We start from the raw sequence: 1,739 nt of genomic DNA, 5'->3' as shown, positions 1-1,739 counted from the left end.
TCCTGGGCCGCACGACCGCAGGAGCAACTGTCTGCGTACGCGCGCCACCCTGTCACCCCCGCGAGCGCGGGAGCCCAGCGACTCTGGATCTCTGCGTTCGCGCGGGGAGCGTGCGCTTGCTAGGAGCGGACTCCGTCCGCGATTGCGCGTCGCGCAATTTTGTCCAAGACCCGCCGGTGCCGTGGCGCTAGAGTGGGCCCATGGAACGCATCGAACACCACAGCAGCGGCCTGCCCGGCGTCCGTTTCATCGACGCCGAGTACCACCGTTTCGCCTTTCCCCGGCACTTCCACCTGGACTACCACATCGGGCTGATGCTCGACGGTCGCCAGCGTTACGTGCATGGCGGCGAACGCTGCATCGCCGGCGGCGGCGACATCCTGCTGATGACCCCGGAAAGCATCCACGACGGCGCCAGCGAGGACGACGGCGGCTATCGTATCCGCGTGCTGTCGATCGAGCCGCAGTGGCTGGAGCAGGCCGCCCGCACGCTGTCCGACGGCCGCCAGGGCACGCCGCGCCTGCTTGCCAGCCAGCTGCGCGACGACAACCTGCAGCGCCACCTGCACGGCCTGCACGAAGCGCTGGTGGGCGGTGAACGGCTGGAGCAGGAAGACCGGCTCTGGCAGGGCCTGGCGCAACTGCTGGGGCAGGCCTCCAGCCTGCGCATCCGCGAGCCGAGCCAGGGCTTCGACGGCCTGACCTGGCGGCGCCTGCGCGAATGGCTGGAGTCGCGTCTGGAGAACCCGCCGAGCCTGGACGAACTGGCGGCCTTCTGCGACCTCAGCCCCTGGCAGGCGCTGCGGCGCTTCCGCAACCATTGCGGGCTGCCGCCGCACCAGTGGCTGACCCAGCTGCGCCTGGAGCGCGCCCTGCCACGGGTGATCGCCGGCGAGCCGCTGAGCGAGCTGGCGCTGAGCCTCGGCTTCTACGACCAGGCGCACTTCAGCCGCCTGTTCCGTCGCACCTACGGGCTGCCGCCGGCGCGCCTGCGCCAACGCTGAACCCGCTTTTTCCTTCATCCACTGGAGAATCTTGCCATGCAGGAGGCCTACGTCTTGCTCACGCTCACCGCCGTATTCGCCGTCGCCCTGGTCAGCCCGGGGCCGGACGTCGCCCTGGTGGTGCGCACCGCACTGCACCAGGGGCGCCGCGCCGGGGTGCTCAGCGCCCTGGGCCTGGCGTGCGGCATCCTGGTCCACGGCACCCTGGTGCTGACCGGGGTGTCCTTGCTGTTGCGCCATTCGCCGCTGCTGTTCGGCCTGCTGCAAGGCGCCGGCGCCCTCTACCTGGCCTGGCTCGGCCTGGGCGCGCTGCGTGCCTGGCAGCGTCGGGGCGAGGCTGGCGCGGGGCGCCTCGACGGCGAACTGCCGGCCTCGCCGCTGGGCCCCTGGCTGCGCGGCCTGGCCACCAACCTGTTCAACCCCAAGGCGCTGGTGTTCTTCCTGGCTCTGCTCAGCAGCCTGATCCCCGTGGACATGTCCGTCCCCGGCAAGCTGGCGGTGGCGGTCATGCTGTTCGGCACCGGTTTCGCCTGGTTCAGCCTGCTCAGCGTCACCCTGACCCGCCCGGCGCTGCAGCAACGCCTGTTGCGCGCCGTGCCGATGATCGATGGCGCCTGCGGCCTGGTGTTCCTGCTGGTGGCCGGCGGCATCGCGGCGAGTCTGGCGCGGCAGTTCTGAGAGCCTGTCTACGGTCTCGCGAGCTAGAGCAGTTATGCCGACGCGCAGCAGATCGTA

The 1,739-nt window shown here is 70.6% G+C and carries 2 protein-coding genes; both read left to right on the top strand.

What is annotated here, in order from left to right; translation table 11 throughout:
* The first annotated feature begins 200 nt into the window (after positions 1-200).
* Entirely contained in the window at positions 201-1,004 is an 804-nt protein-coding gene (locus P3W75_RS26270) for an AraC family transcriptional regulator (protein ID WP_276230243.1), read from the top strand.
* Between the two features lie 36 nt (positions 1,005-1,040).
* The gene (locus P3W75_RS26265; protein ID WP_276230242.1) at positions 1,041-1,682 is read left to right on the top strand and encodes a LysE family translocator; all 642 of its coding nucleotides are present in this window, start codon (positions 1,041-1,043) and stop codon (positions 1,680-1,682) included.
* The last annotated feature ends 57 nt before the right edge of the window (positions 1,683-1,739 follow it).

Source organism: Pseudomonas citronellolis (assembly GCF_029335315.1).
GTDB lineage: Bacteria > Pseudomonadota > Gammaproteobacteria > Pseudomonadales > Pseudomonadaceae > Pseudomonas > Pseudomonas citronellolis_A.
This window is presented reverse-complemented; position numbering and strand designations above follow the sequence as displayed.

Bases quoted from the DNA above. Each gene is read 5' to 3' on its own strand.
- P3W75_RS26270 (WP_276230243.1), top strand. From the start codon at position 201: ATGGAACGCATCGAACACCACAGCAGCGGCCTGCCCGGCGTCCGTTTC.
- P3W75_RS26265 (WP_276230242.1), top strand. From the start codon at position 1,041: ATGCAGGAGGCCTACGTCTTGCTCACGCTCACCGCCGTATTCGCCGTC.